At 66.2% G+C, this 27,000-nt stretch carries 21 protein-coding genes; 12 read left to right on the top strand and 9 right to left on the bottom strand.

Going from position 1 to position 27,000, the window contains the following annotated elements; translation table 11 throughout:
• The 7 genes from MA09_RS01640 to folD all read right to left on the bottom strand — a co-directional run bounded on the left by MA09_RS01640 (nt 1) and on the right by folD (nt 8,864).
• Nucleotides 1–1,587, bottom strand: coding sequence for an FAD-dependent oxidoreductase (locus MA09_RS01640; protein ID WP_036244682.1), 1,587 nt, complete (start codon nt 1,585–1,587; stop codon nt 1–3).
• Between the two features lie 101 nt (nt 1,588–1,688).
• A complete protein-coding gene (locus MA09_RS01635; RefSeq protein ID WP_036244679.1) occupies nt 1,689–2,378 on the bottom strand; it encodes an NnrU family protein in 690 nt (229 codons plus the stop codon).
• Between the two features lie 109 nt (nt 2,379–2,487).
• Nucleotides 2,488–4,650 carry an NHL repeat-containing protein gene (locus MA09_RS01630; RefSeq protein ID WP_036244676.1) on the bottom strand — a complete coding sequence of 721 codons (2,163 nt, stop codon included), beginning with the start codon at nt 4,648–4,650 and terminating at the stop codon, nt 2,488–2,490.
• A 306-nt stretch (nt 4,651–4,956) separates the two neighbouring features.
• Nucleotides 4,957–5,349 (bottom strand): hypothetical protein, encoded by a 393-nt coding sequence (locus MA09_RS01625; RefSeq protein WP_036244675.1) that lies wholly within the window; start codon nt 5,347–5,349, stop codon nt 4,957–4,959.
• On the bottom strand, nt 5,346–5,771 hold the full coding sequence (locus MA09_RS01620; RefSeq protein ID WP_036244673.1) for a DNA polymerase III subunit chi: 426 nt from the start codon (nt 5,769–5,771) through the stop codon (nt 5,346–5,348). The genes MA09_RS01625 and MA09_RS01620 overlap by 4 nt, the downstream gene beginning before the upstream one ends.
• Before the next feature lie 47 nt (nt 5,772–5,818).
• The gene (locus MA09_RS01615; protein WP_200883019.1) at nt 5,819–7,924 is read right to left on the bottom strand and encodes a M3 family metallopeptidase; all 2,106 of its coding nucleotides are present in this window, start codon (nt 7,922–7,924) and stop codon (nt 5,819–5,821) included.
• 31 nt (nt 7,925–7,955) lie between these two features.
• Nucleotides 7,956–8,864: a bifunctional methylenetetrahydrofolate dehydrogenase/methenyltetrahydrofolate cyclohydrolase FolD gene (gene folD / locus MA09_RS01610; RefSeq protein WP_051933075.1), complete on the bottom strand. Its 909-nt coding sequence runs from the start codon at nt 8,862–8,864 to the stop codon at nt 7,956–7,958.
• Nucleotides 8,865–9,322: 458 nt separating this feature from the next.
• Here folD and aceE point away from each other — a divergent pair, with 458 nt between their 5' ends.
• From aceE to MA09_RS01590, 5 genes are all read left to right on the top strand, one after another.
• On the top strand, nt 9,323–12,034 hold the full coding sequence (gene aceE, locus MA09_RS01605) for a pyruvate dehydrogenase (acetyl-transferring), homodimeric type (RefSeq protein WP_036244672.1): 2,712 nt from the start codon (nt 9,323–9,325) through the stop codon (nt 12,032–12,034).
• 80 nt (nt 12,035–12,114) lie between these two features.
• Nucleotides 12,115–13,770: a dihydrolipoyllysine-residue acetyltransferase gene (gene aceF, locus MA09_RS01600; protein WP_036244671.1), complete on the top strand. Its 1,656-nt coding sequence runs from the start codon at nt 12,115–12,117 to the stop codon at nt 13,768–13,770.
• Between the two features lie 11 nt (nt 13,771–13,781).
• Nucleotides 13,782–15,650 (top strand): dihydrolipoyl dehydrogenase, encoded by a 1,869-nt coding sequence (gene lpdA, locus MA09_RS01595; RefSeq protein WP_036244669.1) that lies wholly within the window; start codon nt 13,782–13,784, stop codon nt 15,648–15,650.
• Between the two features lie 21 nt (nt 15,651–15,671).
• Entirely contained in the window at nt 15,672–16,049 is a 378-nt protein-coding gene (locus MA09_RS24425) for a hypothetical protein (RefSeq protein WP_152594521.1), read from the top strand.
• Nucleotides 16,050–16,158: 109 nt separating this feature from the next.
• Nucleotides 16,159–16,479: a hypothetical protein gene (locus MA09_RS01590; RefSeq protein WP_036244666.1), complete on the top strand. Its 321-nt coding sequence runs from the start codon at nt 16,159–16,161 to the stop codon at nt 16,477–16,479.
• A 67-nt stretch (nt 16,480–16,546) separates the two neighbouring features.
• Here MA09_RS01590 and MA09_RS24985 read toward each other — a convergent pair whose 3' ends face one another.
• Nucleotides 16,547–16,732 (bottom strand): hypothetical protein, encoded by a 186-nt coding sequence (locus MA09_RS24985; protein WP_036244663.1) that lies wholly within the window; start codon nt 16,730–16,732, stop codon nt 16,547–16,549.
• 132 nt (nt 16,733–16,864) lie between these two features.
• Nucleotides 16,865–17,515, bottom strand: a complete 651-nt coding sequence (locus MA09_RS01580; RefSeq protein WP_036244661.1) for a TetR/AcrR family transcriptional regulator — start codon at nt 17,513–17,515, stop codon at nt 16,865–16,867.
• A 113-nt stretch (nt 17,516–17,628) separates the two neighbouring features.
• On the opposite strand from MA09_RS01580, the gene MA09_RS01575 reads away from it, so the two are divergent.
• The 7 genes from MA09_RS01575 to MA09_RS01545 all read left to right on the top strand — a co-directional run bounded on the left by MA09_RS01575 (nt 17,629) and on the right by MA09_RS01545 (nt 26,939).
• Nucleotides 17,629–18,804: an HlyD family secretion protein gene (locus MA09_RS01575; RefSeq protein WP_036244660.1), complete on the top strand. Its 1,176-nt coding sequence runs from the start codon at nt 17,629–17,631 to the stop codon at nt 18,802–18,804.
• Nucleotides 18,801–20,405 (top strand): DHA2 family efflux MFS transporter permease subunit, encoded by a 1,605-nt coding sequence (locus tag MA09_RS01570; RefSeq protein ID WP_036244659.1) that lies wholly within the window; start codon nt 18,801–18,803, stop codon nt 20,403–20,405. Before MA09_RS01575 ends, MA09_RS01570 begins: the two co-directional genes overlap by 4 nt.
• A gap of 21 nt (nt 20,406–20,426) precedes the next feature.
• Nucleotides 20,427–21,866, top strand: a complete 1,440-nt coding sequence (locus tag MA09_RS01565) for an efflux transporter outer membrane subunit (RefSeq protein WP_036244657.1) — start codon at nt 20,427–20,429, stop codon at nt 21,864–21,866.
• A gap of 78 nt (nt 21,867–21,944) precedes the next feature.
• Nucleotides 21,945–23,018 carry a hypothetical protein gene (locus MA09_RS01560; protein WP_051933074.1) on the top strand — a complete coding sequence of 358 codons (1,074 nt, stop codon included), beginning with the start codon at nt 21,945–21,947 and terminating at the stop codon, nt 23,016–23,018.
• Nucleotides 23,019–23,079: 61 nt separating this feature from the next.
• A complete protein-coding gene (locus tag MA09_RS01555) occupies nt 23,080–24,798 on the top strand; it encodes a DNA mismatch repair protein MutT (protein WP_036244656.1) in 1,719 nt (572 codons plus the stop codon).
• A 178-nt stretch (nt 24,799–24,976) separates the two neighbouring features.
• Nucleotides 24,977–26,140: an MCP four helix bundle domain-containing protein gene (locus MA09_RS01550; protein WP_036244654.1), complete on the top strand. Its 1,164-nt coding sequence runs from the start codon at nt 24,977–24,979 to the stop codon at nt 26,138–26,140.
• A 103-nt stretch (nt 26,141–26,243) separates the two neighbouring features.
• Nucleotides 26,244–26,939, top strand: a complete 696-nt coding sequence (locus MA09_RS01545; protein ID WP_036244653.1) for a hypothetical protein — start codon at nt 26,244–26,246, stop codon at nt 26,937–26,939.
• Nucleotides 26,940–27,000 lie beyond the last annotated feature (61 nt).

Here is a 27,000-nt window from a genome sequence, read left to right as displayed (position 1 = left end):
TCATAGAACAGCCGGTCTAGTCTGGCAGACGCGGAAGCGCTGGTAGTCGAGCTCGCAGAAATAATCCTCCAGCGCCTGCGCCGACGCGCCCGCAGCGCACAGCGCCACGTAGCCGTCCGGCCGCAGCAGGTAGCCCGCATTGCGCGCGAAGCCGGCTTCGTCGTGCTCCACGCCCCATTCGAACTCGCGCAGGATCATCCCGTGGCGGTCGCACCAGGCGCGCAGGTCCGGGTAGGCCTGGCCGTACACGTGCACCTGCCAGTCGATCCGGGCCGACGGCGCGTAGTTGTCCTGCTCCTTGTCGACCCCCCCGCGCACCACCCAGGGCAGCCGGTCACCGCCATGCACGCGGCCGGCCACGCCACGCGACAGCGGGCTGTCGTGGTAGCTGATGGTGGTCTGCGACAGGATCCGGAATATCGTTTCTCGCACCGGCCCGATGCCATAGGCGGCGCTGGCGAACATCGGCGCGATCCGCGTGCGCACGAAGTCGGCGAAGCCGCTCTCCGCCGTCACGAAGCTGAACAGGCGGTCGGTGGTGTCCACCAGCTTGCGGGCGAACGCGATGCGTTCCCGCTCGTAGGTGTCGAGCAGGCTGTCGGGCGCGTCGCCGCGCGCGACGGCGGCCAGTTTCCAGGCCAGGTTGATGGCGTCGCCGATGCCGGTGTTCATGCCCTGGCCGCCCGCCGGGCTGTGCACGTGGGCGGCGTCGCCCAGCAGGAAGGCGCGTCCTTTGCGGTAATGGTCGGTCACCCGGTGGTGCACGCGGTAGGTCGAGAACCAGTGCACCTGTTCGACTTCGAGTCCCAGGCTGGCCATGGCACGGTGGCTGACGTCGTTGAAGCCGAGGGCGCCGGCCGCATCGGTCACGGTCCTGCGTTCGTCGCCGCTTCTATCCCGAATCGTGCCGACCAGGCGGCCGCGTCCGTGGTCGTCGTAGCCCAGGAAGATGACGAAGTCCGAGGTCTCGAGCGACAGGTGGATTTCTCCGTTCGCGGCCTGGCCGCGCGACTGCACGTCGGCGACATAGAAGATGTGGTCGTAAGTGCCGCCGCCGAAACCGGTGCCGAGCTTGCGCCGGACCAGCGAGCGGGCACCGTCGCAGCCGGCCAGGTAGCGCGCCTCGACCTGCAGGTCTTCGCCGCTGGCGCGGCGCAGGTGGGCCAGCACATGGTCGTCCTTTTCTTCGAACTCGGCCAGCTTGGTGCGGCGCCAGACGCTGACCCCCGCGGCCTCGAGGTGGCGCACCAACAGCTGCTCGTGCGCGTCCTGGGGGTAGATCAGCACATAGGGGTAGGGCGTCAGGCGTGCACCGGCGTCGCGCAGCGACAGCTGGGCGCGGCGTTTGCCCCTGACCCACAGGTTGATGCAAGGGTTCGGACGGCCGCTAGCGGCCACTTCGTCGGCCAGTCCGAGCGGCCGGTACAGCTCCAGCGTGCGCGCCTGTACGGCCATCGCGCGCGAGGTGGTGCCGGGGCCGTCCGCCTTGTCGACGATGCAGACCCGGATGCCCTGTTTCGCCAGCGCCAGCGCCAGCACCATGCCGGTGGGGCCGGCACCGGCGATGAGTACGTCATATCGGTCCATGATGGCCTCCTGTAACAAGCCTCGATGCAAGCCAACCACCACTTGCACAGACGCCGGCGCGGCCGAAATGTTCCGTGCCGGTGCAGACGCATCCGGAAAATCTAGACCAGCCAGTGCCAGATGCCCGCCGCCCGGCCGGCCAGCGGTATATGCGCCCAGGTCGCCAACAGCCAGACCAGCAGGCCACCGCCGAGCGCGTGCGCGCCGAAACCACCGAAGCGCGCCCGGCCCTGGAGGATGGCCGCGAAGGGCCAGTAGCTGGTGCGTCCTTCCCAGGCTGGCCAGCCCTGCGGATCGAGCGCCGCCTTCTTGCGGTCCTGCAGCGCTGCACCAAGCAGGGACAGCACGATGATGGCAAGCGCGACGATGATATTCCTCGTTACCGGGTACACCAGGATGTGCACCATGCCCCAGATGGCGAATGCCCACAGCATCGGATGCCGGGTGATGCCGTACACGCCGCGTGCCTGCGCGCTGGCCGCATTGGTGGCGCCGGGCATGGCCGGGTTGCGGACCAGCGATCCGAGCAGCATGACGGAAGCGAGCAGCATCAGGCCAGTCGCCAGCGCCCACATGCCGTCGCCGACGTGCCAGAGCGGCGCGCCGACCGGGGTCTTCGGGTAGAAGTGGGCCATCGCGCCCAGGGTGGCGAAGGCCACCAGGGAATACAGGGCCAGGAAGCCTTTTTCGCCCATCACCGCGACCAAGGGGCGGCGCAAGGGATGCGACAGGACAAAATGCGACCCGACGAAAGCGCCGGAAGAGGCCATCAGCAACATCGATTCGTTCATGCGATGCTCCTTCGTGACTGTCGGGGTGCGCCAACTATAGCAGCCCGACGCTTCGAGCCGGGGCGATCACGCTCCGCTGATGCGATGCGTCAGGTGTCTTGCTCCGCTCTTATTCGATGACCAGCGGCAGATCCCGTCCTTCCAGCGCCACCTGTCCCGCATAGTCCGCCGCATGGATGCGCAGGATGTACTCGCCCGGCGCCAGGCCGCCGACCTGCCAGCTGCCGGTCTGCACTTCGCCATCCCCCAGGCGGCTGTGCAGCGCGTAGGCGAACCGGGTTGCCTTGCTGCCGTACACGGTGATGCCGCTGTTGGGCGCATAGACGGCCTTGACCGCATCCGGATTGCGCGGCAAGCGGTCGTACACCTGGGTGATGGAGGGACGCTCATGGCCGGGCAGGGGCGTGCCGTCGGCGCGCAGCAGCTGGTAGCCGAGCTTGTACAGGCCGAGGCGGCGGCGCGCCAGGTTGCCGTCCACCTGGTCGTAGGCGTCCACCACGACGTCGACCTCGCCCAGCGAACGCGGCACGCGCAGCCGCTTGTCCATCACTGGGCGCTTGCGCGTTCCCGTCGGCGGATGCAGGCGTTTCCCGCTCTTGTCGAACAGGGCGATGCTGTTGATGCGCGGCGCCACGGTGTCCGAGAAGCCGATGAACGGCAGGCTGAGCGGATTGACGACGGCGCCGCCCTGGTAGTAGTCGAGGTGGACGTGGGCCATCGCATTGATGGTGCCGAGCGGGTCGCCCACGGCGAAGCGGATGCCGCGCGGCACGCGCACGCGCTCGGCCTTGCCATGTGCGCCGGTGAGCACCTGGAAGCGCGGGTCGAGCGGCCTGCCGCGGACATCGCGGCCGACCCGCATGTGGATGTACGAGAGCGGCCCCACGCTGATGCCTTCGCTGAGCGTATCGAAGCCCCAGTTGGCGTACGGGTCCGACACCTTGGACGGGAACACCGCCAGCACCTTCGCGCCTACGTCGGCGCGCACGTCGAGGCCGGCGTGGAAGTGGTGGCGGCTGTCGCCGTTGTAGCTGCCGCGCACCTCGCCCATCACCCCGACCACCTCGTGCACGCTGTGCTGCGGGCCGACCGGCCAGGGCATCGGTGCCTTGCGTGTGACTGCTACCGGTTGCGGGCGGGCGGGCGCAGCTTCGCCGGCGCGCGGGCTCGATAGACGGTGCAGGCGGTGGGCCTGGGCATCGGCCACCACCAGGCTGCCGTCGCGTTCGACGGCGATGCCGCGCGGGCCGTAGAACTGCACCGTGCCGTCGGGGCCGAAGCCGTCGTTCGACGCCGGCACGTCGGCGTCCGGCAAGGGCCGGAATGCGCCGTCCGGCGTGAGCTGCAGGATGCGCCCCCCGGCGCCGGCGGCGATGTACAGGTAGCCGTCGCGCGTCAGCGCCAGGCCGACCGGGCGGCGCAGTGAAGGGCGCGGTTCACCCTCGACGGGCGCCGCGATGGTCGTGACCGTCCCATCGAGGGCGATGCGGCGAATCGCATTGTTGCCGGTGTCGGCCACGTAGAGGGTGCCGTTGGTCGTCACGGCAATGGCGCTCGGGGTGTCGAAGCTGGCGGCCGCCGCAATGCCATCCGCGAAGCCGGGCTTGCCGCCGCCGGCGACGGTGGTCACCTTGCCGTCGTGGCCGATACGGCGGATGCGGTCGTTGTAGGTATCGGCCACGTAGACGATGCCGGCGTCGTCCACCGCCAGGCCCACCGGGCCGTTGAACCGGGCCGCGCGCCCGATGCCGTCCGTATCGCCCGGCGTGCCGTTGCCGGCCAGCGTGGTCACGGTGCCGTCCTTTGCGATTCTCCGGATGGCATGGTTGCCGGTGTCCGCCACGTAGAGGTTGCCCTCGTGGTCGAAGGCCAGCGCGGACGGGGTATGGAAGGCGGCTGCGTTGCCTGCGCCGTCGGCGAAGCCTTCCTTGCCGCCGGCCAGGGTGGCCACCGTGCCGTCCGGTGCGATGGTGCGGATGCGGTTGCTGTCGCCGGCGTCGGCAACGTAGACCTTGCCCTTGTTGTCGAGGGCAACGCCGAAAGGATCGTCGAAGCGGCTCGCGGCGGCCGGGCCGTCGACCGCACCCGGGATGCCGTCGCCGGCCAGGGTGCTCACGCGGGCGGGCCAGAAGGGCACGGTCTTCGCCGCCTTGGGCGTGAACACGGCCAGGGCGCCCGGCTGGCGCTCGATGGTGTCGGTGAAATAAAGGACGGCGCCGGCGATGGCCACGCCTGCGCCGGCTAGCGCCGCGATCAGGATCTTTCGGTTCACAAAAGGGGGAGTGAATGATTGCAGAGTCTGCAATCTTAGCGGATACGTATGAACCGTGTTGCACATAGGGTGGCCGGGTCTCCCGGCCGCGCGTTCGACTCACGGATGCGCCGTCGCGGCGCCTGTTCGAACTCCATCCCGTCACATGCTGGATTGCCGCCCCAACCAAACGGATACACGCCTGCACGCACAAACCGTCCGAACGTCGAATACGGCCATTCCGACGCGGCCGCAACGAACCCATGCTTTACTGGATTGAAATGGATATAGTCGACATGCCGTTCAAAATCGGCAAAGCCGGCCACCCTACTTTCGCAGATATTCGATCTCTTCGGTGACAGCGCGGCTGACGATCTCGCCCAGCGCCTCGTGCAGGCCTTCGCGCAGGTCGGCGGTGAAGTTCTCCAGGGTGCGCTGCATGGCATCGGCCATGGCGTCGCGCACGCGCTGCCCGAGCACGAAGTCGACCCGGCCCTGCAACTGCTGCAGCACGCGCTCGGTGACGCGGCGTTCCAGCACGCTCCATTCCTCGCCGGTCCAGCGTTCGGTGGCGCGGCGTTCCAGTTGCTCGGCGAACGGTTCCTGGGCGGGCAGTGAAGCCGGCGCCACCGGTTCGCCGGCGACATCCGTCAGTACCGGCTCGCTGACGACTTCGGTAAGAACAGGAATGCTCGGATCGAATGGCGGATTCTGGCTCATGACTGTCCTGCGACGAAGTGGGTCAGGGGATAGTTCTGCTTCTTGTAGGCGACGTAGCGCTGGCGCCCGGCCGCGGCGTCGTCTTCGTCGATCGAGATGATCTCGAACACGCGCGCGAACTTCGATAGTAGCGCAGGCGTGCGGCGGGTGAGGTTGACCAGCATCTCATGATGGGGCAGCGGCACCCCTTCATCGGCGGTGATGATGATCGGCGTCTCATTCGCCAGCGGGTCGCCGGCGAGCACGTGCGGGATGAAATCGGACTCCGATACCGTCCACAGCGCCGCGTTCAGGGCCTCGGCCTGGGCGGCGTCCTCGGCCAGCACCACCACCCTGGCCTTCGATGCATAGGCCTTGCGGGCCAGGCGGCAGGCGTAGGCCAGCTTGTCGGGGATGTTGGTATGGAAGTCGATACGGGTCATGGTGCTTGTAAAAGAATGGGGCGGCAGGAAAGCCGCCCCTCGGACCGTCAGGCGCTCGCGCCGCCCTGGTGCACTGTGCTCGGAATCATGCCGCTATGGCGCAGCAGCGCGTCGATCGAGGGCTCGCGGCCGCGGAAGGCCCTGAACGATTCCAGCGCCGGGCGCGACCCCCCCACCGCCAGGATCTCCTGCTGGAAGCGCTTGCCGGTCTCCTGCAGCTGCCCGGAATCCAGCGCCTCCTCGAAAGCCGCATAGGCGTCGGCGGACAGCACCTCGGCCCACTTGTAGCTGTAGTAGCCGGCCGCGTAGCCGCCCGAGAAGATGTGGCCGAACGAGTGCTGGAAGCGGTTGAAGGACGGCGGGATCATCACCGCGAACTGCTTGCGGATGTCGTCGATCAGCTCCTGCACGGTACGTTCGCTCTGCGGATCGAAGTCGTAGTGCAGGTGCATGTCGATCAGCGAGAACTCGACCTGCCGCAGCGTCATCATCCCGGACTGGAAGTTCTTCGCCGCCAGCATCTTGTCGTAGAGCTGGCGCGGCAGCGGCTCGCCCGTCTTCACGTGGGCGGTCATCTGCTGCAGCTTGTCCCACTCCCAGCAGAAGTTCTCCATGAACTGGGACGGCAGCTCCACCGCATCCCATTCCACGCCCGAGATGCCCGACACCGACAGCTCCTCGACTTCGGTCAGCATGTGATGCAGGCCGTGGCCGAATTCGTGGAACAGGGTGATGACTTCGTCGTGCGTGAACAGCGAAGGCTGCTGCTTGCCGTCCACGATGGCCGGCGGGGTGAAGTTGCAGGTGAGATAAGCGATCGGGGTCTGCACGATGCCGCCCGTGGTCAGGCGGCGGCCGCGCGCGTCGTCCATCCAGGCGCCCTGGTTCTTGCCTTCCCGTGCATACAGGTCCAGGTAGAACTGGCCGACCAGTTGGCCGTTGCGCTCGATGCGGAAGAAACGCACGTCCGGATGCCAGACCGGCGCCTCGTCCTGCCTGATCTGCCCGCCGAACAGGTCCTGGATGACCGTGAACAGGCCGGCCACCACCCTCGGCTCGGGGAAGTATTCCTTCACTTCCTTCTCGGAGAAGGCATAGCGCTGCTCGCGCAGTTTTTCGGAGGCATAGGCGACGTCCCAGGACTGCAGCTCATCGATGCCCAGCTCGCTTCTAGCGAAGCTGCGCAGCTCTTCCAGGTCCTTCTCGGCGAAGGGGCGGGCGCGGCGCGCCAGGTCTTCGAGGAATTCGACCACGTGCTGTGGACTTTCCGCCATCTTCGGCACCAGCGAGACTTCGGCGAAGTTGGCGTATTCCAGCAGCTGGGCTTCTTCATGGCGCAGCAGCAAGAGCTTGACGATGTTGGCGGTGTTGTCCCATTCCTCGGCCTTGCTGAACATGGTGCCGGCGTCCGAGGCCTTGGTGCTGCTCGCGCGGTAGATGGTTTCGCGCAAGGAGCGGTTGTCGCAGAACTGCAGTACCGGGTAGTAGGACGGGAAGTGCAGGCTGAACTGCCAGCCGGCCTTGCCGTCCCTCTCGGCCGCGGCGCGGGCGGCTGCCTTGACGTCGTCCGGGATGCCCGACAGTTCGTCTTCGTTCTCGACCAGCAGCTTGTAGTCGTTGGTTGCATCGAGCACGTTCTGCGAGAAGCGGGTGGACGTGGCGGCCTGCTGTTCCTGGATCTCGGCGAAGCGTTCTTTCTTATCTTCCGGCAGCTCGGCGCCGCCCAGGCGGAAGTCGCGCAGCGCGTTCTCGACGATGCGCTTGCGGGCCGGGCTGAGGCTGTCGTACCCGCTGCCGGCGCGCAGCAGCTTGTACTTGGCGAACAGCGCCTCGTTCTGGCCCAGCGAGGTCCAGAACTCGGTGACCTTCGGCTGGTTCTCGTTGTAGGTGGCGCGCAGCTCGGGCGTATCCGCCACATGGTTCAGGTGGTTGACCACGCCCCAGGCGCGACCCAGGCGCTCGGTGGCTTCCTCGAGCGGGACCACGAAGCTGTCCCAGGTCACCTGGTCGCTCGGTGCTTCGAGTTCGGCCACCACTTCGGCCGCTTCCTTGATGAGTTGCTCGATGGCCGGCGTAACGTGCTCCGGCTTGACCAGGTCGAACCGGGTCAGGCCCGAGAAATCGAGGAGGGGATTGCTGGTGTCGATGCTCATTGTCTTCCTTCCTGGGATTCCTTTTAAGGGTTCAGGCCACCCCAGGCTTCGGTTCCATTCCCGTTGCCTCAGTGGGGCAGTTCTGGCTACTGGAGTGCACACGTTCTGCGGACTCCACCGTGTTCATCAACAGCATGGTAATCGTCATCGGACCGACGCCGCCCGGCACCGGGGTGATGTGCGAAGCGACTTCGCGCACGCCGACGTAATCGACGTCGCCGCACAGCTTGCCGGCGTCGTCGCGGTTCATGCCGACGTCGATCACGACCGCACCCGGCTTGACCATGTCGGCGGTCAAGGTATTGCGGCGGCCGACAGCGGCGACCACGACATCGGCCTGGCGGGTGTACACGCCCAGGTCCGGCGTCGCGCTATGGCAGATGGTGACGGTAGCGTTGGCTTGCAAGAGCAGCAGGGCCATCGGCTTACCGACGGTGTTCGAGCGGCCGATGACCACGGCGTGCTTGCCGCGCAGGTCGATGCCGGTGGTCTCGATCAGCTTCATGCAGCCGTACGGCGTGCAGGGGCGGAAACCCGGCAGGTTGGCGACCAGTTCGCCGGCCGACAGCACCGAGTAGCCGTCGACGTCCTTGCTGGTGGCGATCGCTTCGATGACCCGGCTCGGGTTGATGTGCTTGGGCAGCGGCATCTGCACCAGGATGCCGTGGATGCTCGGGTCGGCGTTCAGGGCGGCGATACGGTCGAGCAGGGCCTGCTCGCTCAGGTCGGCGTCGTACTTTTCCAGCACCGAGTGGAAGCCCACGTCGCCGCAGGCCTTGACCTTGTTGCGCACGTAGACGTGGCTCGCCGGGTCCTCGCCGACCAGGATCACCGCCAAGCCGGGCTGGCGGCCGCTTGCTGTCAGTTTGGCGGCGCGCTGGGCGATTTCGCCGCGCAGTTGTTGGGAAAGGAGGACTCCGTCGATGTTCTGGGCTGGCATGGGTAGGCTCACGGCTAGGCAAAAATGAAATTATAAGGCCGGCGCCCGCATTGCACTCCGAATCGCGCGCCGCGGCGGCCGAAGCATTGTCATATTTACCTGATGACTGTGCCAAAGGTGAGAGTAGGGCGCCAAACGCTTCGTTATACGATGGCCGTCGGGTGGTCGGCCCTGCCAAGCGCGCGTTCAAGCAGACGGAGAACAGCCGTCGCCTCATTTCATGGGGAAGTTGGACGCGCGGCCGGCAAAGCCGGCCACCCTGAGGACACCCCTATCCATCGTGAAAATGTGCGGTCGCAGCATTGGATTTCACTATGTGAAACGACATATCATAGTTTGAAAAAGCCAAATTCCGCTGGTAGAATCGAAGAGTTTATTTTCAGGTATTTGAAATTTCACCAACGCCACCAGCCATTTCACAGGGATCGGTCGGGGCGCACATCTTAGGAGACGCATTAATGTCAGCTCAACTCGACCAGTTGACGGCACAAGCTGCCAACGACCCCGACACCATCGAAACCCAGGAATGGCTGGATGCGCTGGAGGCGGTGATCGAACATGAAGGCACCGAGCGCGCGCACTACCTGATGGAACGCATGGTGGACCTGGCGCGTCGCCGCGGCGCCCACATCCCGTTCTCCAGCAACACGGCCTACGTCAACACCATCCCGGCCCACCTGAACGTGAACTGCCCGGGCAACCTGGAATACGAAGAGCGCCTGCGCTCGTGGATGCGCTGGAACGCGATGGCGATGGTGGTCAAGGCCAACCGCGCCGACGGCGACCTGGGCGGCCACATTTCCTCGTTCGCCTCGCTGGCGAACATGCTGGGCATCGGTTTCAACCACTTCTGGCACGCCCCGACCGAAGAGCACGGCGGCGACCTGCTGTACATCCAGGGCCACTCCTCGCCGGGCATCTACGCCCGCGCCTACCTGGAAGGCCGCATCACCGAAGAACAGATGCTGAACTTCCGCCGCGAAGTCGACGGCAAGGGCCTGTCTTCCTACCCGCACCCGAAACTGATGCCGGACTTCTGGCAGTTCCCGACCGTGTCGATGGGCCTGGGCCCGCTGATGGCGATCTACCAGGCGCGCTTCCTGAAGTACCTGCACGCGCGCGGCATCGCCAACACCGAGAACCGCAAGGTCTGGGTCTTCTGCGGCGACGGCGAGATGGACGAGCCGGAATCGATGGGCGCGATCGGCATGGCCGCGCGCGAACGCCTCGACAACCTGGTCATGGTCGTCAACTGCAACCTGCAGCGCCTGGACGGCCCGGTGCGCGGCAACGGCAAGATCATCCAGGAACTCGAAGCCGACTTCCGCGGCGCCGGCTGGAACGTGGTCAAGGTCATCTGGGGCTCGCAGTGGGATGCGCTGCTGTCGAAGGACAAGGACGGCATCCTGCAGCGCGTGATGATGGAAACCGTCGACGGCGAATACCAGAACTACAAGGCCAAGGACGGCGCCTACGTGCGCAAGCACTTCTTCGGCAAGCATCCCGAGCTGCTCAAGATGGTCGCCAACATGAGCGACGACGACATCTGGCGCCTGACCCGCGGCGGCCACGACCCGCACAAGATCTACGCCGCGTTCAAGAACGCCCAGGAGAACAAGGGCTCGCCGACCGTGCTGCTGGTGAAGACCGTCAAGGGCTTCGGCATGGGCAAGTCGGGCGAGGCGCGCAACACCGCGCACCAGACCAAGAAGCTGGACGACGCCGCGATCCGCGAGATGCGCGACCGCTTCAACATCCCTATCCCGGACGACAAGCTGGCCGAGATCCCGTTCTTCAAGCCCTCCGACGACGCGCCGGAAATGCAGTACCTGCACGAGCGCCGCAAGGCCCTGGGCGGCTACCTGCCGCAGCGCCGTTCGAAAGCCGACGAGCAGCTGACCGTGCCGCCGCTGGAATCGTTCAAGGCCGTGCTCGATCCGACCGCGGAAGGGCGCGAGATCTCGACCACCCAGGCCTACGTGCGCGTGATCACCAGCCTGCTGAAGGACCAGAGCATCGGCCAGCGCATCGTGCCGATCCTGGTCGACGAATCGCGTACCTTCGGCATGGAAGGCCTGTTCCGCCAGATCGGTATCTTCAACCAGCAAGGCCAGCTGTACGAGCCGGTCGACCGCGACCAGGTGATGTACTACCGTGAAGACAAGGCCGGCCAGATCCTGCAGGAAGGTATCAACGAAGCGGGCGGCATGAGCTCGTGGATCGCCGCGGCGACCTCGTACTCGTCGAACAACCGCACCATGATCCCGTTCTACACCTTCTACTCGATGTTCGGCATGCAGCGTGTGGGCGACCTGGTCTGGCTGGCGGGCGACATCCGTGCGCGCGGCTTCCTGATGGGCGGCACTGCCGGCCGCACCACGCTGAACGGCGAAGGCCTGCAGCACGAGGATGGCCACAGCCACATCATCGCGGCCACGGTCCCGAACTGCATTCCTTACGACCCGACCTTCGGCCACGAGGTGGCGGTGATCATCCAGGATGGCCTGCGCCGCATGGTGCAGGAGCAGGAGGATGTGTTCTACTACATCACCATCATGAACGAGAACTATGCCCACCCGGGCCTGAAACCGGGCCAGGAAGAGGGCATCCTGAAGGGCATGTACCTGCTGCAGGAAGGCGCGCCGCTCCAGGGCGACGCCGCCGGCGCCAAGCGCGTCCAGCTGATCGGTTGCGGCACCATCCTGCGCGAGTCGATCGCAGCAAGCGAACTGCTGAAGAACGACTGGGGCGTCGATGCGGACGTGTGGTCGGCGCCGTCGCTCACGCTGCTGGCGCGCGACGGCCAGGATTGCGAGCGCTGGAACATGGTGAACCCGGATGCCCAGCAGCGCGTGCCGTACGTGACCTCGCTGCTGCAAAACACCGCCGGCCCGATCGTCGCGACCACCGACTACATGCGCCTGTTCGCCGAGCAGATCCGCGGCTTCATGCCAAAGGACCGCACCTATAAAGTGCTGGGCACCGACGGCTTCGGCCGCTCGGATTCGCGCGTCAAGCTGCGCGAGTTCTTCGAGGTGAACCGCTACTACATCACCGTGGCATCGCTGCGCGCCCTGGCCGACGAAGGCAAGATCGACCGCGCCATCGTGACCCAGGCGATCCAGAAGTACGGCATCGACCAGAACAAGCCGAACCCGGTAGACGTATAAATGCTCGAAGCCCGCCGTGATCCTCAGGGGAGGGATGGCGGGCTTAAGCGCGAACTCAAAGAATAATTGGAGCTGACACTATGAGCATTGTGGAAGTCAAAGTCCCGGACATCGGTGACTTCAAGGAAGTCGAGGTCATCGAGCTGCTGGTCAAGCCGGGCGACACGATCAAGGTCGACCAGTCGCTGGTGACCGTCGAGTCGGACAAGGCGAGCATGGAAATCCCATCCAGTCACGCCGGCGTGGTAAAAGAAATCAAAGTAAAGGTCGGCGACAAGGTCGCCGAAGGTTCGCTCGTGCTGCTGGTCGAGGAAGCGGGCGGCGCTGCCGCTCCTGCGCCTGCACCAGCTGCTGCTGCCGCTACAGCGCCCGCCGCTGAAACTGCACCGGCACCTGCTGCTGCACCCGCCGCTGCCCCGGCAGCATCGGGCGGCATCGTCGAAGTCACCGTGCCGGACATCGGCGACTTCAAGGAAGTCGCAGTCATCGAACTGATGGTCAAGCCGGGCGACCAGATCAAGGTCGACCAGTCGCTGATCACGGTCGAGTCGGACAAGGCGAGCATGGAGATCCCGTCCAGCCACGCCGGCACCGTCAAGGATGTCAAAGTGAAAGTCGGCGACAAGGTCGCCAAGGGCTCGCTGGTGCTGCTGGTCGAAGCCACCGGCGGCGCGCCGGCTGCAGCGCCTGCCGCAGCTGCCCCGGCACCAGCCGCTGCTGCCCCGGCGGCCGCGCCTGCACCTGCCGCCGCAGCGCCTGCACCTGCACCTGCAGCGGCCGCCCCTGCACAGGGCGTCACCGGCTCCAAGGCCCACGCCTCGCCGTCGATCCGCAAGTTCGCCCGCGAACTGGGCGTGGACCTGGCGCGTGTGCCGGGCACCGGCCCGAAAGGCCGCATCACCCAGCAGGACGTGCAGAACTTCGTCAAGGGCGTGATGGCCGCGCCGCCGGCAGCAAGCGCGCCTGCGAAGGCGGGCGGTTCGGGCGTCGGCCTGGACGTGCTGCCATGGCCGTCGCTGGACTTCTCGAAGTTCGGTCCGACCGAAACCGTGGCCCTGCCGCGCATCAAGAAGATCTCGGGCCCGAACCTGCACCGCAACTGGGTCATGATCCCGCACGTGACCCACTTCGAGGAAGCCGACGTCACCGACCTGGAACAGTTCCGCGTCGATTCGAACGCCGCGCTGGCCAAGCAGAAGTCGACCGTCAAGCTGACCATGCTGGCCTTCGTGATCAAGGCCTCGGTTGCGGCACTGAAGAAGTTCCCGCAATTTAACTCGTCGCTGTCGGAAGACGGCGCCAGCCTGATCGTCAAGCAGTACTACAACATCGGCTTCGCTGCCGACACCCCGAACGGCCTGGTGGTCCCGGTCGTGAAGGATGCCGACAAGAAGACGATCTCGCAGATCGCCGTGGAAATGGGCGAGCTCTCAAGCGCGGCACGCGACGGCAAGCTGTCGCCGGCCGCGATGCAGGGCGCGACCTTCACCATCTCTTCGCTGGGCGGCATCGGCGGCACGGCCTTCACGCCGATCATCAATGCGCCCGAAGTCGCGATCCTGGGCCTGTCGAAGTCGGCGATGAAGCCGGTGTGGGACGGTTCCACCTTCCAGCCGCGCCTGATGCTGCCGCTGTCGCTGTCCTACGACCACCGCGTGATCGACGGCGCCGGCGCCGCGCGCTTCGCCGCCTACCTGGCCGACGTCCTGGCCGATATGCGCAAGATCCTTCTGTAAGGAGCCAGGGAATGAGCACTGTTGAAGTGAAGGTCCCGAACATCGGCGACTTCAAGGACGTCGAGATCATCGAACTCTTGGTGAAGCCGGGCGACACCATCAAGGTCGACCAGTCACTGGTGACCGTCGAGTCGGACAAGGCGAGCATGGAGATCCCGTCGACGAATGCCGGCGTGGTCAAGGAAGTGAAGGTCAAGGTCGGCGACAAGGTGAACGAAGGTTCGCTGCTGCTGACCGTCGAGGAATCTGGTGCCGGCGCGGCTCCCGCACCGGCTGCTGCACCTGGCGGCGCGAGCGACAAGCCAGCGGCCCAGATCGGCGCGCAGGCTGCTGCCCCGACCGCGGCCGCCGGCCCGACCGACTCCTACGCACCGGCCCACCCGGCGCCGGCAGCAGGTCCGGCTGCAGGCGCGGCGCCGGCTCCGGCGCCAAGCGCGGCCAGCTACGGCGGCCCGGTCGACATCGAATGCGAGATGATGGTGCTGGGCGCCGGCCCGGGCGGCTACTCGGCCGCCTTCCGCGCGGCCGACCTGGGCATGAACACCGTGCTGGTCGAAAAGTATGCGACCCTCGGCGGCGTCTGCCTGAACGTGGGCTGCATCCCGTCCAAGGCGCTGCTGCACGTGGCGCACATCATGGACGAGACCGCGCACATGGCCGACCTGGGCGTGAGCTTTGCACCGCCGAGCGTGGACATCGACAAGCTGCGCGCCTATAAGGACGGCGTGATCAAGAAGATGACCGGGGGCCTGAACTTCATGGCCAAGGCGCGCAAGGTCAATGTGGTGCAGGGCGTGGGCAGTTTTCTCTCCCCGAACCACATCGAAGTCACCGCCGCCGATGGCAGCAAGAAGGTCGTGAAGTTCGCAAAAGCGATCATCGCCGCCGGTTCCTCGGTGGTGAAGCTGCCCTTCGTGCCGGAAGACCCGCGCATCGTCGACTCGACCGGCGCGCTGGAACTGCGCCAGGTCCCCAAGCGCATGCTGGTGATCGGCGGCGGCATCATCGGCCTGGAGATGGCGACCGTCTACTCGACCCTGGGTGCGCGCATCGACGTGGTCGAGATGATGGACGGCCTGATGCAGGGCGCGGACCGCGAGGCCGTCAAGGTCTGGCAGAAGTTCAACGCCCACCGCTTCGACAACATCATGTTGAAGACCAAGACCGTCGGCGTGGAAGCGCTGCCGGAAGGCATCAAGGTGACGTTCGAGTCGGCCGAGGCCGGCGTGGCCGCGCCTAGCCCGCAAACCTACGACATGGTGCTGGTGGCCGTGGGCCGCAGCCCGAACGGCAAGAAGATCGCCGCCGAGAAGGCCGGCGTGGCGGTGACGGACCGCGGCTTCATCGGCGTCGACGGCCAGATGCGCACCAACGTGCCGCACATCTTCGCCATCGGCGACCTGGTGGGCCAGCCGATGCTGGCGCACAAGGCGGTGCACGAGGCGCACGTGGCAGCCGAGGCGGCGCACGGCGAGAAGGCCTTCTTCGACGCCAAGGTAATCCCGTCGGTGGCCTACACCGATCCGGAAGTCGCATGGGTCGGCCTGACCGAGGAAGAAGCCAAGCAGAAGGGCATCGCGGTCGAGAAGGGCCACTTCCCGTGGAACGCCAGCGGCCGCGCGGTCGCCAACGGCCGCGAAGAGGGCTTCACCAAGCTGCTGTTCGACGCCGAGACCAAGCGCATCATCGGCGGCACCATCGTCGGCACCAATGCCGGCGACATGATCGGCGAAGTGGCGCTGGCCATCGAGATGGGCGCGGACGGCGTGGACATCGGCAAGACCATCCACCCGCACCCGACCCTGGGCGAATCGATCGGCATGGCGGCGGAAGCCTACAAGGGCGTCTGCACCGACCTGCCGCCGGCACGCAAGAAGTAAGCGCGGCCTGCGCAGGCAGCAATGACGGGACCGTTGACGGTCCCGTTTTTTTTGGCATCCGCAGATACTGAACGAGCATTATTGTTGCAACATTGGTTGCAACTTATAACAATTATTTTCAACGTATACATTATTGCCGATACTCGCTTCCCTTTAATTTTTAGTAACAATACAGGTATGACCGCAGTACCTCCAGTAGAAGCAGCCCATCAGCCGGCGGAAGCGCATCAGAAGGGCTGGAAATTCAGTTACTACCCATTACTGGGCGTCGTGCTGCTGCTTCTCGCGGCAGTGCTGGCCTATGGCGGCTTGGTCCTGTTGCTGGGCGACGACTGGCACTCTTCCAGTCGGATGGAATACGCCGGTCCGAGTAAAGCGACAAGCTCGCCTGGGCGCTGAGAATTTCAATCGTGACAGCCTCTCCACGCTGTATTGACTTGCTATGATGGGAACGTGTGGCGGCAAGCCGCTTGTCGCCGGTCGCATGTCAAGCTACAGGGAGACTGCCATGTACGAATACGGCAATGAATATATCGGGACAGTATTTGTGCTGCCCGAAACGCGCAGCTTCGAGCTCAGGGCAACGGTCCATGGGGAGCCGCATCTTATCCACGGCACGGTTTCCCAGCAGCTCGCGGCGCGCTTTGCCGAAGGCGCCCCCGACCATATCGATCCGCGCCAGCTGGCGCTCCAGCCGCGCCGGGTCGAAGTAATGACCCGCGAGATCCACGAACGCCACCGCGCCCCGCGCAAGGTGTACTGCCTGAGCCGGCTGTTCGACTTCGACACCCACGCACAAGGCACGCCGGCGCCCGCGATGGCCGGCTGACAGCGGGACACCTGGACGAAAAAAAGCCGCCCGGCTTGCGCGGGGCGGCTGTTGCTTGTCGGGTTGGTCAGGTAAACGCGATGAAGCGTTGCGGAATATCAATGCTGCCGGACTGCGCAGCAGCGGCATAGGCACGCATTTCTGCAACGACCGCTTCCAGCTGTTCGTTGTTCGGATTCTGCAAGAAAAGCTTCATGCGCTCCTGCAGCGCCGCCTGTTGGTCGCGCCATTCGTAACGGGAAGACTTGCTCATGCTTCCTCCTCGCGGCGAACGGCCGCTGTCGTTTTATTGTCCATGACATCCTCCTAAATAAGGATGTCAGATTGTCACAAACTGCCGCACAGGTCGGTGCGATGACGCACAGACCCGGCGTTGACCATATGGTCAAAAAATGCTGCGATAAAACAACTCTAGACGTTCGGCAAGCATGCGGCGTGCTTCTTCGCGCGGAGGCTCGCGGTCCGGAAACAGGTAGCGCACCACCGGGTCGCCATTGACGCAGGCGATCAGGTGCGAAGGCAGCAGGGCGACCGGGACATCGGAGCGCAGTTGGGCCCGAACGTCAGGCCGCGCGAAGTAACGCTCGAGCATCTCGCGCGTCATGCGCGGCCCCGCCTCATAAAACGCTTCCGCCAGTTCGGGACTGCTGCCGGCTTCCGCCATCACCACCCGCTGCAGGGTCATCGCGTCCGGCTCGCACAGCATGTCGTAGAAATAGCCGGCGAACTCGTCGATGACCTCGCGGATCGGGCGCTGGTCGACATCCATCTTCCCCACCGGGAAGAAACGCTCGCGCCGCGCCTGCAGCACGGCCTTGAGCAGGCCGGCCTTGCCGCCGAACTTCACGTAGATGGTCCGTACCGCTACCCGCGCTTCACGTGCGATGGCTTCCAGGCTCACGCCGGCATAGCCGTGCTTCAGGAACAGGCAGCCTGCAGCGTCGATCAGTTCCTGGATACGTGCTTCGACCTCCGAGGCCTTGGGACGGCCGGCGGGCTTGGGTGCGGTAGTGGAAGTAGCAGGGGCTTTCGTCATGCGGCCATTCTAATCCAATAAAAATGAAATGCAACCGTTTCATTTCTTGACTTCAAGCGGCGACTGGCAAATAATGCGCACGACCCATTTCATTTTTCTTCGGAGTTTGACCCATGGCAGAATCGCACACCCCGGCCCCGGCTATGCAACAGGCCGTTCAGACCCCACCGGCAGCGCCGGGCAAGGCGCCGCCCAACAAGCGTGTGCTGGGTGCGGTAGCGCTGATTGCCGTGCTTGCCATCGGGGCCGGCGGGCGCATGTGGTACCGCAGCCATCATTACGTGGAAACCGAGAACGCCTACGTCACCGGCCGCGTCCACCCCGTGTCCAGCCGCGTGGCCGGCGTGGTCACGCGCGTGCTGGTGGACGACAACCAGCTGGTCCAGGCCGGCGACGTGATCGCCGAGCTGGACCCGGCCGACCACCATGTGCGCGTCGAGCAGATCGAGGCGCAGATCGCGAGCGTGGAGCAGCAGATCGCCCAGGCCGGCGCCCAGGTGGCGCAGGTGCGCGCCCAGGCCGCCGCCGCCGCCGCCCAGGTCAGGCAGGCCGAGGCCCAGCTGGTGCGCGCGCGCCAGGACGCCGAGCGCTTCAGCCAGTTGTACAACGAGACCATGAAAGCGGTGTCGAAGGCGGAGGTCGATGCCGCGACCGCCGCGCGTGCTGCCGCTACCGCCGACGTGGCGGCACGACGCGACAGTGCCGCCGCCGCCCAGGCCCAGGTGGCCGCCGCCGATGCCGGCCGCGATGTCCTGAAGGCCCAGGTCAAGGTGCTGCAGGCGCAACTGAAAGACGCGCGCCAGCAGCTGGCCTATAACCGGATTGTCGCGCCGGTGGCGGGGCGTGTCGGCAAGCGCAGCATCGAAGTCGGCGCCCGCGTGCAGCCGGGCCAGCAGCTGCTGGCCGTGGTCGAGGACGAGGTCTGGGTCACCGCCAACTTCAAGGAAACCCAGCTGGCCGGCCTGGAGCCGGGCCAGCAGGTCTCGCTCGAAGTCGACGCGCTGCCGGGCAAGCACCTGGTGGGCCGCGTGCACAGCTTCTCGCCGGCCTCGGGCAACCAGTTCGCGCTGCTGCCGGCCGATAACGCGACCGGCAACTTCACCAAGATCGTGCAGCGCGTGCCGGTCAAGATCGTGCTCGACCCGCAGGACGTGAAGAAGTATGCCGGCCGCCTGGTGCCGGGCATGTCGGTCGTGGCCGAAGTGGAGCTCGGCCAGAAAGCGGCGCGCAGTTCCGATCGCCAGACCGCCGCCCTTGCCCCGCCGTTGCCTATGAAGGACCAGCAATGACTAGCCTCGCCAAGGCCGCTGCCCCCGGTGCTGTCCCGGGGGCGCCCGCCAACGGCGCCCGCATCGATGCGCGCACCTGGATCGCGGTGGCCGCCGGCATGCTGGGGGCCTTCATGGCGGTGCTCGACATCCAGATCACCAATTCCTCGCTGCGCGACATCCTCGGCTCGCTCTCGGCCACGCAGGAAGAGGGCTCGTGGATCTCGACCGCCTACCTGTGCGCCGAGATCGTCGTGATCCCGATGACCGCGCTGTTCACACGGGCGCTGGGTGCGCGCGCCTACATGATCGGGACCACGGCCCTGTTCCTGGTGTTCTCGACGCTGTGCGGGGCCGCCTGGAACCTGGAAAGCATGATCGTGTTCCGCATGCTGCAGGGCTTTACCGGCGGCGCCCTGATCCCGATGGCGATGACCCTTGTCATGACGCGCCTGCCGGCATCCAAGCGCGCGGTCGGCATGGCGATCTTCGGGCTCACCGCCACCCTGGCGCCGGCCATGGGTCCGACCCTGGGCGGCTACCTGTCCGAGATCTACGGCTGGCCTTCGATCTTCTACATCAATTGGGTGCCGGGCGTGCTCCTGATCGCCGGCCTGGCGTACGGCCTGGACCGCGAAAAGCCGAACTACGGCACCCTGGTGAATGCGGACTGGCTCGGCATCGGCCTGATGGCGATGGGCCTGGCTTGCCTGACCATCTTCCTGGAAGAGGGCAATTCGAAGGATTGGTTCGAGTCCACCTTCATCGTCACCTTCGCTTCGCTGTCCCTGGTAGGCATCCTCGGCTGGGTGGCGGTGAGCTTCACCAAGCCCGACCCCTTCGTGAACCTGCGCCTCTACGGGCAGCGCAACTTCCTGGTGGCGACCGTGCTGTCGGCAGTGACGGGCATGGGTTTATATGGATCTTCGTTCCTGCTGCCGCTCTACCTGGGCCAGATCGCGGGCTACACGCCGATGCAGATCGGCGAAGTGATCGCCTGGGTCGGCCTGCCGCAGCTGCTCGTGATGCCCTTCGCGGCGGCGTTGTCCTCGAAGGTGGACAACCGCATCCTGTGCTCGTTCGGCCTATTGCTGTTCGGCGGCTCCTGCCTGATGAATGCCTTCATGGATGCCACCACCGGCTACGACCAGCTGATGGTGACCCAGGTGATCCGGGCGATCGGCCAGCCCTTCGTGATGCTGACCCTGTCGAATTTCGCCATGCAGGGTGTGGCGCCGAAGGACATGCCATCGGCGTCGAGCCTGTTCAACATGACGCGCAACCTGGGCGGCTCGATCGGCATCGCGCTGCTGGCCACGGCATTGACGAACCGCGAGCACTTCCATTCGGCGCGGCTGGGCGAGGCGGTATCGAGCTATGCGCCGGCCACCCAGCAGCGCCTGGAGCAGCTGACCCAGGGTTTCATTGCCAACGGCATGGACCCTGCAACCGCCGCCAGCCAGGCGCTGGCCCTGGTCGACCGCATCGTGCGGCGCGAGTCTTTCGTGATGGCCTACAACGACGGTTTCTGGATCATCGGCCTGGTGCTGGTGGGCTGCATCGCCGCGATCTGGCTGGCGGACAAGGTGAAGTCGCCGGGCGGAGCCGCGGGTGCACATTGATTGAGAGTGAAGAGAACGACCATGTTAAAGAAGCTTGTACTTGTCTCCGCGCTGGCTGCGGCACTGGGTGGCTGCGCCACCGTCGGCCCTGACTTCAAGGCACCGGCCAATGCCACCGATGCGGCATTCCGCCACGCGGCAGCCACGACTGCGGCGGCGCACCTGCCGGCCCAATGGTGGACAGTGTTTGGCGACGCGACCTTGGACAGCCTGGAACAGCGCGCCCTGCGCGACAATCCGGGCGTGCAGGCGGCGGCGCAGCGCCTGCTGCAGGCCCAGGCCCAGCTGGGCGTGGTGCGCGCGGGCCAGGCGCCGAACGTGGCCGTGAGCGCGGGCGTGTCGAATTCGCGTACTTCGAGCGAGACTTCGCAGGGCATCGCGCTGGGCGGACGTTCGATCGAGGGCAACAACTTCAGCGTGGGAGCCGCGCTGTCGTACGAGCTCGACCTGTGGGGCCGCGTGCGCCGCGTGGTGGAGGCGGCCGACGCCGGGGCGCTGGCGGCCCAGGATGAGCGCGATGGCGTGCTCCTGATGCTCTCCAGCCAGGTGGCCCAGTCCTACTGGCAGCTGCGCGGCCTGGACGCCGAGCTGGCGATCCTGCGCAGTGCGCTGGACGCACGCCGCGAAGCCCAGGGGCTGGTGGAAGCGCGCTTCAGGGCCGGCCTGTCGAACGAGCTGGACGTCTCGCGCGCCCGCATCGAGCGCGCCAATGCCGAAGCCGACCTGCACGAGGTGCAGCGCCAGCGCAATACGGTCGAACACGCGCTGGCCACGCTGGTGGGCGCCTCGCCGAGCCAGCCGCTGCTGCCGGTCGGCGCAAGCGCGCAACTGCCGCTGCCGCCGGCGATTCCGGTCGGCCTGCCGGCCAGCCTGCTGAAGCAGCGTCCCGACCTGGCGGCCAGCGTGGCCCAGCTGAAGGCGGCGAACGCACAGGTGGGTGTGGCCGAGGGTGCCTTTTACCCGTCCTTGTCGCTGACCACGAACTTCGGCTTTGCTTCCGAGCACCTACGCGACATTGCCAGCGGCGGCGCGCGCCAGTTCTCGATCGGGCCACTGGCGCTGTCGCTGCCGGTCTTCGACGGCGGCCGCAACCGCGCCAACCTGGCCTTGTCCAAGGCGCGTCACGACGAAGCGGTGGCGAACCACCGGACGCGCCTGCTCGCCGCGCTGCGCGAAGTGGAAGACGCGCTGTCGGACCTCGAACAGCGCCAGCAGCAGGGCGAGGCGCAGGCCCGGTCGCAGCAGGCCGCGGCGCGTGCGCTGCAGGTGGCGCAGGCGCGCTACGAGCGCGGCGTGTCGACCTACCTCGACGTCACCGATGCCCAGCGCAACGCGCTGGCCGCGGACCGGGCGGCGGCGCAGATCCGTACCCAGCGCCTGCTGGCCACCGTGGCCGTGGCGCGTGCGCTGGGCGGCGGGTGGCAGCAGGGAGAAGCGCTCGCCACGATCGCCAAGCCCTGAGCCGGAAATGAACTGGTAGCGTGGCAAGGGCAGCAGGCTACAATGGTTGAACACTCAACCATACGAGGGTCCGCACCCATGTTCCTGCCTGCACGTGCCCTGCATACCGCAACCTTCCTGGCCGCCCTCCTGGTGTCCGGTGCGGCATCTGCCTCATCCTCTTCCCAGCACTGGCAAGCCATCCCCAGCGGCACCAGCGCCGAGTTGCGCGGCCTGTCCGTCGTCAGCGACAAGGTCGCCTGGGCCAGCGGCGCCAAGGGCACCGTGCTGCGCACCGTCGACGGCAGCAACTGGCAGGCGATGCAGGTGCCGGAGGCCGACAAGATCGACTTCCGCGACATCCAGGCCTTTGACGCGAACACGGCCGTCGTGATGGGGGCAGGGCCCGGTGCGGCCTCGCGCATCTACCGCACCGATGACGGCGGCGCCAGCTGGCGCCTGGTCGTCACCAACGGGGTGGCCGAGGGCTTCTGGGACGCGATGGCCTTCTGGGACAAGGACAACGGCATCCTGTTCGGCGATCCGGTCAAGGGCAGCTTCCAGGTCTATACGACGGGCGACGGCGGCAGGTCCTGGCAGGAAGTCGCAAGCAAGGGGCTCGAAGCCATGCCAAACGAGGGCGCCTTTGCGGCGAGCGGCACCTGCCTCACCGTGGCCGGCGCCAAGGACGCCTGGATCGCCACCGGCGGCAGCGCCGCCTCGCGCGTCTTCCACTCTGTTGACCGCGGCAAGACCTGGCGCCCGTCCCCGACGCCGATCCCGGCCGGTGCCGCGGCGCGCGGCGTGTTCTCGGTCGCTTTCCTCAACACCAAAGAAGGCTTCGCCGCCGGCGGCGACTACAAGGAAACCCGCATGGCCGGCATCAACGGCGCCTATACCAGCGACGGCGGCGCGAGCTGGACGCCGGTCGAGGTCGCGCCAGCAGGCTACATGTCGGTGGTGGTGTCGGTCCCTGGCGCTTCGCGCGCATTCGTGGCCGCCGGCCTGGCGGGATCGGGCTACTCGCTGAACGCCGGCCGTAGCTGGACCGAACTCGACAGGACGCCGCTGAACACGGTCGGCTTTGCCGGCCCGGCGCAAGGCTGGGCAGTGGGGCCGAAAGGCCTGTTGATGAAGTACACCGGCCCTGCGCTGGACCAAGCGCGGCAATGATGGACCAGTGCGCGGAACGGATTACAATCGCCGGACTATAACTATTTTGACCAGAGACACCATGAAGAAACTCCTCGCTCCTCTCGTGCTGGCCGCGGCCATCGGCGCCGCATTTGCCAATGTGGCGCATGCCGCCGAAGCCGCCACCGTTGCCCAGCTCACCACGATGGCCAAGCGCTTCGCGCCGGCCGAGCTGAAGGCCGATATCTCGAAGCTCTCGAAAGGCGACCGCGCCGCGATGGCCAAGCTGATCGAAGCCGCCAACATCATCGACATCCTGCAGCTGCGCCAGCGCTGGTCCGGCAACGAAGCCCTGTGGGCCGCCCTCCAGAAGGACAACTCCGAACTCGGCCGCGCGCGCCAGAACGCCTTCTGGCTGAACAAGGGCCCATGGTCCAGCCTCGACGACAACAAGTCCTTCATGCCCGCCGAGTATGCCGGCATCAAGATCCCGGCCAAGAAGCCGCTGGGCGCCAACTTCTATCCGGAGAACGCCAGCAAGGAAGCGCTGGAAAGCTGGATGAACGGTTTACCAGGCGCGCAGAAGGCCGACGCCCAATGGTTCTTCACCGTGGTCCGCACTGGGCCCGACGGCAAGTTCCGTACCGTGAAGTACTCGGACGAGTACCGTCCGGACCTGGAGAGGCTGGCCAAGCTGCTGCGCGAAGCGGCAAGCCTGACCGACAACGCCTCGCTGAAGAAATTCCTGACTTTGCGCGCCGACGCTTTCCTGTCCAACGACTACCTGGCCTCCGATTTCGCCTGGATGGACCTCGATTCGCCGGTCGACATCACCATTGGCCCGTACGAAACCTATAACGACGAGCTGTTCGGCTACAAGGCCGCCTTCGAAGCCTACGTCAGCATCCGCGACCAGAAGGAAACCCAGAAGCTGGCCTTCTTCGGCAAGCACCTGCAGGAGCTGGAAGACAACCTGCCGCTCGCCAAGCAGTACCGCAACCCGAAGGTGGGCGCGATCGCCCCGATGGTGGTGGTCAACCAGGTGTTCGGCGCGGGTGACGGCAACATGGGCGTGCAGACCGCCGCCTACAACCTGCCGAACGACGAGCGCGTGATCCGCGAGCGCGGCTCCAAGCGTGTGATGCTCAAGAACGTGCAGGAAGCGAAGTTCGAATCGACCCTGAAGCCGATCTCCAAGCTGGTATTGCGCCCGCAGGACCAGAAGGACCTCGACTTCGACTCCTTCTTCACCCACATCCTGGCGCACGAGATCATGCACGGCCTCGGCCCGCACACCACCCGGAAGAACGGCAAGGAATCGACCCCGCGCCAGGACCTGAAGGAGACCTACTCGACCATCGAGGAAGCCAAGGCCGACATCACCGGCCTGTGGGCGCTGGGCTACATGATGGACAAGGGCCTGCTGAAGGACACGCTGGGGCAGGGCGCGCAAGCCGAGCGCAAGCTGTACAACACCTTCCTGGCCTCCGCGTTCCGCACCCTGCACTTCGGCCTGACCTCCTCGCACGCGCGCGGCATGGCGATCCAGATGAACTACCTGCTCGACAAGGGCGCTTTCGTGGCGAACAGCGACGGCACCTTCTCGGTCGACTTCAAGAAGATCAAGGGGGCCGTCACCGACCTCGACCGTGATTTCCTGACGATTGAAGCCACCGGCGACTACGAGGCTGCCAAGGAGCTGATGAAGAAGTACGTCGTGATTCGTCCGGAAGTGCAGAAGGCGCTCGACCGCCTCAAGCAGACGGTGCCGAACGACATCCGCCCGAGCTTCGTGACCGCGGCGGCACTGACCAAGTAATCAACAGCGCCGGAACCGGCGGCGGGATTGGCATGGACGCAACACTGCCGCCGGTTTTGCTTAACTTAAACTGAAAGCGTCGTCAATCCATACAGGGACCATGTTATAGTCACTGCATTGCTTGGGGGAAATTATTGGCGCCACACTGGCGCCGTCCCGGGCTGGCAAAGACAAGGACATGACGACGAAGCCCCTTACCACTGGCGCGCGGCTGGCCATCGGCTACGGCGCCGTGATCCTCCTGATGATCGCGCTCTCCGTGCTGGCCGCAGGGCGCGCGGGGCAGATCGAGCAGCTGCTGTTCCGCATCGACGAGGTCAGCGGCATCAAGCAGCGCTACGCCGTCGAACTGCGCAGCAGCGTGCGCGACCGTGCGATCGCCGTGCGCGACGTTGCCCTTGCTCCCGATTCCGTCTCCGCCGCGGCCCCGATCGGCCGCCTCAAGACCCTGGCGGACGCCTATGCGCGCGCCGCTTCGCCGCTGGACGCGCTGTTCCACGAATTGCCGGGCATCCTCCCAGAAGAGCGCAAGGCGCTGGCTGCGATCAAGGAACAGGAGCGCCGCACCCGTCCGCTGGTCGACCGCATGGTCGCCCTGCATGCGCTCGGGGAGACGCGGGAAGCGTCGGCCTTGCTGTCGCAGCAGGTGGCGCCGGCTTTCGTGGATTGGCTCGCCAGCCTCAACCGTTTTATCGAACTCGAGCAGAAACTCGCGGCCAATGACATGACGTCGGCCCGCCAGCTGGCATCCGGATTCGCGCGGTGGATCGTGCTGCTGTGCGCCGGCGCGGTGGCGGCGGCCGTGGTGGGTACCTGGTATGTCGTGCGCGGGCTGCCGCATGAGCGTGAAGCTGCGACGGCGGCCGAGGGAGAGGTCCCGGCGGCCCCCATCGACACCGTGACCGCGCCGAAGCGCGTGGACGACATCGTCGGCGCCATCGACGGCCTGGCCTTCCGCGCCAATATCCTGGCGCTCGACGCGGCAGTGCAGGCGCTACGTACCGGCGAGCACGACGAAGAGCAGACCGCCGTCGTGCAGGAACTGCAGGCGCTGGCGCTGCGTTCGACCGCCGTGGTGAAGGATATCCGCGACCTGGTCGGCAGCCCGGTGGCCCATATGGAAGACGCCGGCGCCCTGCAGGCGATCGCGAATGCGGTGGCGAGGGTGACGGCCGTGACCTCTGCGATCAGCCTGGAAGAGGGGCAAGCGCGGGGCCAGACCGAAAGCGCGCGCCGCACCACGGCCCTGCTGCAGGCATCCACTGCCGCAGCCGCGATGGAAGCCGAGGCACAGCGCCTCACGGCCATGGTCGCCCCGGTGCTGCCCGAGAGGCAAAGCTGACAAGTTTAGTGTTCTAAACACAGAGAAAAATTTTCCCAAAAGTGGTGCTTGTCTACGGGCTAGAATTGCCGATAGGCATTTCATCGTCCTTGGGAGAATTTTCGTGTTCAAGCCCCTGCTCCTCGCCGCGCTCCTCGCCACCACGGTGGCGCCGACGCTCCACGCCGCCGAGCTGACCGCACTGGAAAAACGCTGGCTCAGCGCCGCCGGACCGGTGCTGGCCTACTCCCAGCAGCTCAAGCTTCCCCTCGACATCACCGTCCAGCCACAGCCGCGTCCCGGCGACGTGCCGCTGGCCATGGGCTTCGACAAGGGCCGCTGCAAGCTGGTGATGTCCCTGCGTAACAATCCCGATGCGGAGGCCGTGCTGGCCGACATTCCGGAAGCGCAGCAGGGCGCCTTGATCGAAGCAATGGCGGCGCACGAGATCGCGCACTGCTGGCGCTATGTGCAGGGCGTCTGGCATGCGTTGCCGGCCGGCTTCGTCGAGGTGGGCGAAGAGCGCGCCCTTGACGCCTCGCTGCTGGCCGCATCGAAGGCCATGCGCGAGACCCGGCGCGAGGAAGGCTTCGCCGACCTGGCCGCGCTGGCCTGGACCCGGCGCAACAATCCGGACGAGTACGCACGCGTCTACCGCTGGCTGTCCGGTGTGCGCGCCAAGGTGGCGGTTCCGCGCAGCAGCCACGACACCCGTGCCTGGGTGAAGCTGGCAAGCGACGGCGCCGCATTCGGCAAGGCCGAGGCCCCTTTCGATAACGTCGACGGGCTGTGGCGCGAAGGCCTGCTGGCGACCGAATGAACCGTGGTACCGGCGGCCTCCCAGCAACAGCCGGGGCTGCCAAATGATTGCCGTGGCGATG

It is taken from the genome of Massilia sp. BSC265, assembly GCF_000740675.1.
Lineage (GTDB): Bacteria > Pseudomonadota > Gammaproteobacteria > Burkholderiales > Burkholderiaceae_D > Telluria.
This window is presented reverse-complemented; position numbering and strand designations above follow the sequence as displayed.

What these genes read in the sequence shown, in the direction of transcription:
- MA09_RS01640 (WP_036244682.1), bottom strand. Translation starts at nt 1,587, where the DNA reads ATGGACCGATATGACGTACTCATCGCCGGTGCCGGCCCCACCGGCATG.
- MA09_RS01635 (WP_036244679.1), bottom strand. Translation starts at nt 2,378, where the DNA reads ATGAACGAATCGATGTTGCTGATGGCCTCTTCCGGCGCTTTCGTCGGG.
- MA09_RS01625 (WP_036244675.1), bottom strand. Translation starts at nt 5,349, where the DNA reads ATGAGCCAGAATCCGCCATTCGATCCGAGCATTCCTGTTCTTACCGAA.
- MA09_RS01620 (WP_036244673.1), bottom strand. Translation starts at nt 5,771, where the DNA reads ATGACCCGTATCGACTTCCATACCAACATCCCCGACAAGCTGGCCTAC.
- MA09_RS01615 (WP_200883019.1), bottom strand. Translation starts at nt 7,924, where the DNA reads ATGAGCATCGACACCAGCAATCCCCTCCTCGATTTCTCGGGCCTGACC.
- folD (WP_051933075.1), bottom strand. Translation starts at nt 8,864, where the DNA reads ATGCCAGCCCAGAACATCGACGGAGTCCTCCTTTCCCAACAACTGCGC.
- aceE (WP_036244672.1), top strand. Translation starts at nt 9,323, where the DNA reads ATGTCAGCTCAACTCGACCAGTTGACGGCACAAGCTGCCAACGACCCC.
- aceF (WP_036244671.1), top strand. Translation starts at nt 12,115, where the DNA reads ATGAGCATTGTGGAAGTCAAAGTCCCGGACATCGGTGACTTCAAGGAA.
- lpdA (WP_036244669.1), top strand. Translation starts at nt 13,782, where the DNA reads ATGAGCACTGTTGAAGTGAAGGTCCCGAACATCGGCGACTTCAAGGAC.
- MA09_RS24425 (WP_152594521.1), top strand. Translation starts at nt 15,672, where the DNA reads ATGACGGGACCGTTGACGGTCCCGTTTTTTTTGGCATCCGCAGATACT.
- MA09_RS01590 (WP_036244666.1), top strand. Translation starts at nt 16,159, where the DNA reads ATGTACGAATACGGCAATGAATATATCGGGACAGTATTTGTGCTGCCC.
- MA09_RS24985 (WP_036244663.1), bottom strand. Translation starts at nt 16,732, where the DNA reads ATGAGCAAGTCTTCCCGTTACGAATGGCGCGACCAACAGGCGGCGCTG.
- MA09_RS01580 (WP_036244661.1), bottom strand. Translation starts at nt 17,515, where the DNA reads ATGACGAAAGCCCCTGCTACTTCCACTACCGCACCCAAGCCCGCCGGC.
- MA09_RS01575 (WP_036244660.1), top strand. Translation starts at nt 17,629, where the DNA reads ATGGCAGAATCGCACACCCCGGCCCCGGCTATGCAACAGGCCGTTCAG.
- MA09_RS01570 (WP_036244659.1), top strand. Translation starts at nt 18,801, where the DNA reads ATGACTAGCCTCGCCAAGGCCGCTGCCCCCGGTGCTGTCCCGGGGGCG.
- MA09_RS01565 (WP_036244657.1), top strand. Translation starts at nt 20,427, where the DNA reads ATGTTAAAGAAGCTTGTACTTGTCTCCGCGCTGGCTGCGGCACTGGGT.
- MA09_RS01560 (WP_051933074.1), top strand. Translation starts at nt 21,945, where the DNA reads ATGTTCCTGCCTGCACGTGCCCTGCATACCGCAACCTTCCTGGCCGCC.
- MA09_RS01555 (WP_036244656.1), top strand. Translation starts at nt 23,080, where the DNA reads ATGAAGAAACTCCTCGCTCCTCTCGTGCTGGCCGCGGCCATCGGCGCC.
- MA09_RS01550 (WP_036244654.1), top strand. Translation starts at nt 24,977, where the DNA reads ATGACGACGAAGCCCCTTACCACTGGCGCGCGGCTGGCCATCGGCTAC.